The sequence below is a fragment of the Bacillus haikouensis genome, assembly GCF_013179555.1.
In the GTDB taxonomy this organism is placed as follows: domain Bacteria; phylum Bacillota; class Bacilli; order Bacillales; family Bacillaceae_B; genus Rossellomorea; species Rossellomorea haikouensis_A.
In genome coordinates, this window is the sequence record NZ_JABMCR010000272.1 from 1 (window position 1) to 5,315 (window position 5,315).

The 5,315-nt window shown below is 46.4% G+C and carries 4 protein-coding genes; all 4 read left to right on the forward strand.

Annotated elements, in window-relative coordinates:
• The coding region (locus HP456_RS19365) for an amidohydrolase (protein WP_172254149.1) at positions 1–1,086 on the forward strand (1,086 nt) is incomplete at its 5' end.
• Positions 1,079–2,311 (forward strand): M20 family metallo-hydrolase, encoded by a 1,233-nt coding sequence (locus HP456_RS19370; protein WP_172254151.1) that lies wholly within the window; start codon positions 1,079–1,081, stop codon positions 2,309–2,311. The genes HP456_RS19365 and HP456_RS19370, both read left to right, overlap by 8 nt.
• Positions 2,312–3,625, forward strand: a complete 1,314-nt coding sequence (locus HP456_RS19375) for a hypothetical protein (protein ID WP_172254153.1) — start codon at positions 2,312–2,314, stop codon at positions 3,623–3,625.
• Positions 3,626–3,951: 326 nt separating this feature from the next.
• A partial coding sequence (locus HP456_RS19380; protein WP_172254155.1) for an AbgT family transporter occupies positions 3,952–5,315 on the forward strand: 1,364 nt, incomplete at its 3' end.

A 5,315-nucleotide genomic window follows, 5' to 3' on the forward strand; every position in this document is an offset into this window, starting at 1 on the left:
TGGGCGAAGTGTGAAGGGGTGGAAGAAGATTGGCTTGTCAGGATGCAAGGCGGCCATACGGGGCTTGTGGCAACACTCGATACCGGGAGACCTGGACCTAAAATGGCTTTTCGGTTTGATATTGATGCGCTGCCGATAAAGGAATCCGATGAGTCAGAAGAACACTTCCCCACCGCAAAAGGATTCCGCTCCAGGAAAGAAGGGGTCATGCACGCATGCGGGCATGACGGCCACGCGGCAATCGGCCTTGGAGTCGCAGCATTTCTATCAGCCTATCAAAATGAATTGAACGGCTCCTTTACCCTGCTATTTCAACCTGCAGAAGAAGGAGGAAGAGGATCAAAAGCCATGGTGAAAAAAGGGTGGTTATCGGATGTGGATTATTTTGCAAGCGGACATATCGGGATCCGGGATTCCCGCTTAGGGACTGTAACCGCCTCCACTCATTCATTCCTTGCTTCTTCCAAATTGAATGTGAAGTACAGCGGGAAAGCTGCGCATGCAGGACTTGAACCGGAGAAAGGAAGGAATGCATTGCTCGCCGCTGCTTCTGCCAGCCTGCATTTATATGGGATTCCCAGGCATTCAGAAGGTGCTACGAGGGTTAACGTGGGAAGACTTGAGGCAGGGACGGGCAGGAACATTATTGCCGATGAAGCTCACCTGGAAATTGAAACCCGCGGTGAAACGACAGCCCTCAATCAATATATGCTGAATGAGGCTGAACGAATCATAATGGCGTCCGCCGGATTGCATGATGTCGGGGCGGTCATTGATAAAGTCGGAAACACGGTTGAAGCTGCTTGTGATCACGAATGGTTCGAATGGATGAGTGAGATCTGTAAAGAGAGCAGCCGCATAACGGAAGTTCAAGAAAGCATGCCGTTGAAAGCTTCAGAGGATGTCACCTATATGATCAATGAAGTTCAAAGGAACGGGGGGAAAGCAACCTTCATGATCTTTGGGACTCCTTTAAAAGTGGGGCACCATCATAAACGATTTGATTTTGAAGAAGATGTCCTGACGATTGCTGTTGACGCCTTTGCGCGGCTAATTCTTAAAGTGGGAGGGTCTATTGATGAATGAATGGCTGGAACGTACATTGAAATCTCTTAACCTGACAGATACGATGAAACGTCCCGATGGTTTTACCAGACTGGGATATTCGGAGGAAGAGCTTGAGTCCATGGCTGTCTTCAAACAAGTTTCTGAAGAACTTGGATTGAAGGTCCGCCGTGATGAAGCGGGGAATCTTTATGCAAGATGGGAAGGCGTTTCCAAGAAAGCCGTAATGACGGGTTCTCACCTTGATACCGTTGAAAACGGGGGAGGCTTTGATGGGGCTGCTGGAGTTCTTTGCGGACTTGGTGCCGTAAAAAAATTGAAAGAACAGGGATATAAGCCTCAAGCATCGATTGAAGTCGTTTGTTTTGCCTCTGAGGAATCTGCCCGATTCGGGGTCTCTACGATCGGGAGTAAAAGTGCAGCAGGCATTCTCGATCCGGCCATTCAGGAAGTTGAAGACCGCCGGGGGATCTCTGTCAGACAGGCAGTGGAATCGGTTGGGTTGAAATGGGAGAATCTGCTGAAAGCAGAGCGTTCAAAAGACGAGATCCGCTCATTTATCGAACTCCATATTGAACAGGGTACTCAAATTGAGGACCATGGGGCACAATTCGGTGTCGTGCGCGGGGTTGCCTGTCCGATTCGATTGAAGGTGAAAGCCTATGGAATGGCCGGTCATACAGGAACGACACCAATGGGAAAAAGAAGGGACGCTCTTGCAGCACTTGCCCCACTCATCTCATTCGTATCGAATACAGCTGAAACATTGTCGGTTACTTCATCCAAGCCCCTGGTAGCAACAGTCAGCACACTGGAGGTAAAGCCGAATGTCATGAATGTCATTCCCGGGTACGCTGAAGCGGGTATTGATATCCGATCTGTAGACGATCAATTAAAACGTAATATGGCTGATGAGATTATCGCATTTTGTGCGAGTTTAGAAGAAGAGTTTAATGTTACAATGTCAATAGAAACTCTTGTAGATAATCCTTCTATTCTACTGGATGATAGTCTGAGAACAAGAGTCAGGCATGCTGGTGAGCAGCTGGGCTATAAAGCATTCGAAATGGACAGCGGGGCGGGTCACGACGTCATGAATATGGCAGCCAAGTGGCCGTCTGCCTTAGTGTTCATCCCTTGTGAAAAAGGGATCAGCCATCATCCCGAGGAATTTACCTCATTAGAAGATTTATCTGCTGGAGTGGATATTCTAGCTGAAGTGTTGAAGCAAGAAGCAGGTGATTAATTGTTGAAAATCAGAATTGGTGTAATCGGCCCTGATGATTCGATCGAGCGGATCAAATATGTGGCCTCTGCATTTGAAAATATTGAATTGTTGACCTTTCCTTATCATGATGTGAATGATATTGAAGAAATCATCATGAAAAACCGAAGCTTGATCGATCAATGGTTTTTTTCCGGACAGTCTCCTTTTTTCTTTGCCTTGAAGAAAGGCTGGGTGAAGGAGTCGGAAGGGAGCTTCCCTCCTTTACACGGTTCAAGCTTCTTCGGGGCTTTACTGGAAGCTCAAATGAAAGAAGGGACTCTTTTACATAAAATCAGCATTGACACGATCTCCCGACAAGAAATAGAAACAGCCTTCCAGTTTCATTCGTTTGAGGGCCTGAACGTTTCCAGTTACCCGTATGAAGGATATCGAAGCGCAGATGAACTGGTGGACTATCATCGTTCCCTTTACGAAAAAGGAGAAATAGAGGCTGCCATTACATGCATCCAGAGTGTACAGAGACAACTGGTCGAATCCGGCGTTCCCTGTTATCGGGTGATCCCGACCAATTTGTCCATCAGAATGATCCTGCAGTATCTAATGGAACGTGCCCAGGCCAGTAAGTACCGTAAATCCCAAATTGCCATTGTCGGAATCGAAGTGATTTATTCGACCCAGACATTGGATGAGTCCCATTACTCGTTTAAAATGAAGCATCAGGAATTGGATCTGAAGCGCGATTTGCTGGAGATTGCCCGTGAGGTTAACGGATCGATGGTTCAGCTTGGTGATGGACTGTTCTTTATTTATACAACGAGGGGGGAACTGGAACTTAATGAGAAAGAATCCGTTTTCTTTAGTCTGACGCAGGATGTGAAGAAGCATGCGGACCTTGACATCCGAATCGGAATCGGATTCGGTGTCAATGTCCTTGAAGCTGAACACCATGTCCGCCTGGCATTCCAGCATGCCAGAAAACATGACACGTCCATCGTGGTGAGCGTCAACGAAGATAGATCTGTGACCGAGATCCTGCCCGCCTCCACCATCACCTACACCAAACATAAGTGGGATGAAAAATGGACCAATCTTTTAAAAGAAGCAAATATCAGCGGTGCCACTGTTTCAAAAATCTTGTCCTTGGCCAAGCATTATGAAAAAGAAGAAATGACATCGGTTGATTTATCCCGCTGGTTGAAAAGTACAGAACGAAATGGCCGCAGAATCCTGACGGAGTTGGAAAGAGTCGGCATTGTAAGCATCAGCGGAGAAGAGCAGGGCGGAGGCAGAGGTCGCCCGAGAAAGCTTTATCGGTTTGATATGGACAGATAGAATCTTAGAGTCTGGGACAAATGAGTATTAGTTAATAAAAATCCGAACTGGTTCAATTCTTTCATTAGAATTCGAATAAGTTCGGATTTTTTAATAGGTTCTGTGCCTAACACGCAGTAGCAGTTCGACTAGGAGGCTCACCAACGCCCGCGGAAAGCGAAGTTTTGCATGGAAATCAATCGCGGTGTTCCATCCGTTATTCTGTAAATTGAAAATTTTCTTATAAATATTAAAAAAAATGAAGGGATTATACAATTCATATCGAAATAGTTATTAACGGAAGTAAAAAGGAATTATTCCTTAATAAAACAAAAAGGAGTGTAAATATGACAAACCCTGGGTTAGAACCTGATTCACCACCAAAGCAGAAGGGGCTCCTTCGCTTTTTGAGCGGCATTGAAAAGGTAGGAAATAAACTTCCCGATCCATTTATGCTGTTTGTGTACTTATCCTTATTTATCGTATTGTTTTCCTGGTTTATTTCCAGTCTGGGAGTAACCGTCATCCATCCGAAAAACGGAGAAGAATTAGCCATTAAAAGTCTGGTATCGGGAGAGGGACTTCAATATATTTTGACTTCCATGCTGGATAACTTTACTGGATTCGCCCCGCTCGGTCTTGTTCTGGCTATGATGCTTGGGATCGGACTTGCAGAGAAAGTGGGATTACTGGAAACAGCCATCAAGAAAACAGTGCTGAACGCACCGAAATCATTGGTGACGTATGCAGTCATAATGGTAGGGATCATGGGGAATTTAGCCTCCGATGCTGCTTTTGTCATCATTCCGCCACTGGCAGCGATGGTTTTCTATACAATCGGACGTCATCCTCTGGCAGGACTAGCAGCAGGCTTTTCAGGTGTAGGTGCGGGTTTTACGGCAAACTTCATCATCACTGGAACAGATGCCTTATTAGCCGGGATCTCCACAGAAGCTGCCAAAGCATTTGATGTGAACGTGACACCGGTGGATAACTGGTATTTCATGATGGCATCTGTAGTGATCCTGACAATTGTCGGTGCCGTTGTGACCGAGAAGATTGTTGAACCCCGGTTAGGTACCTATAAGGGGGAAGTGGATAAAGCGCTGGAAAAGGAAAGTCCCCTGGAAGGGAAGGGCCTCCGGAATGCTGCAATTGCAGGACTGGCGTATATCGCTATACTGGTTGGAGCTATAGCCTGGCCGGAATCACCATTGAGGAACGAAGATGGGGGAATGATTCCTTCCACGTTTTTAGATGGGATCATTCCGATCATCCTATTCTTTTTCATCGTGATCGGGGTCGCCTACGGGGTGACGGTCAAGAAGATCCAATCTAGCCGAGATGTTCCGAAATATATGACAGAAGCCATCAAGGATATGGGCGGCTATATCGTTCTGATCTTTGCCGCTGCACAATTCATAGCTTATTTCAACTGGACCCATCTCGGTACATGGGTTGCTGTAAGCGGAGCGAATTTCCTGGAATCCATTAATATGACGGGATTGGCGGCAATCATCGGTTTCGTTCTTCTTACGGCCCTGTTGAATTTATTGATATTCAGCGGATCTGCACAATGGGCTCTCGAGGCTCCGATCTTTATTCCGATGTTCGCTGCTCTGGGGTACAATCCGGCATTCGTACAAGCTGCCTACAGGATTGCAGACTCATCAACAAATATCATTACACCGATGAACCCGTATATCATCGT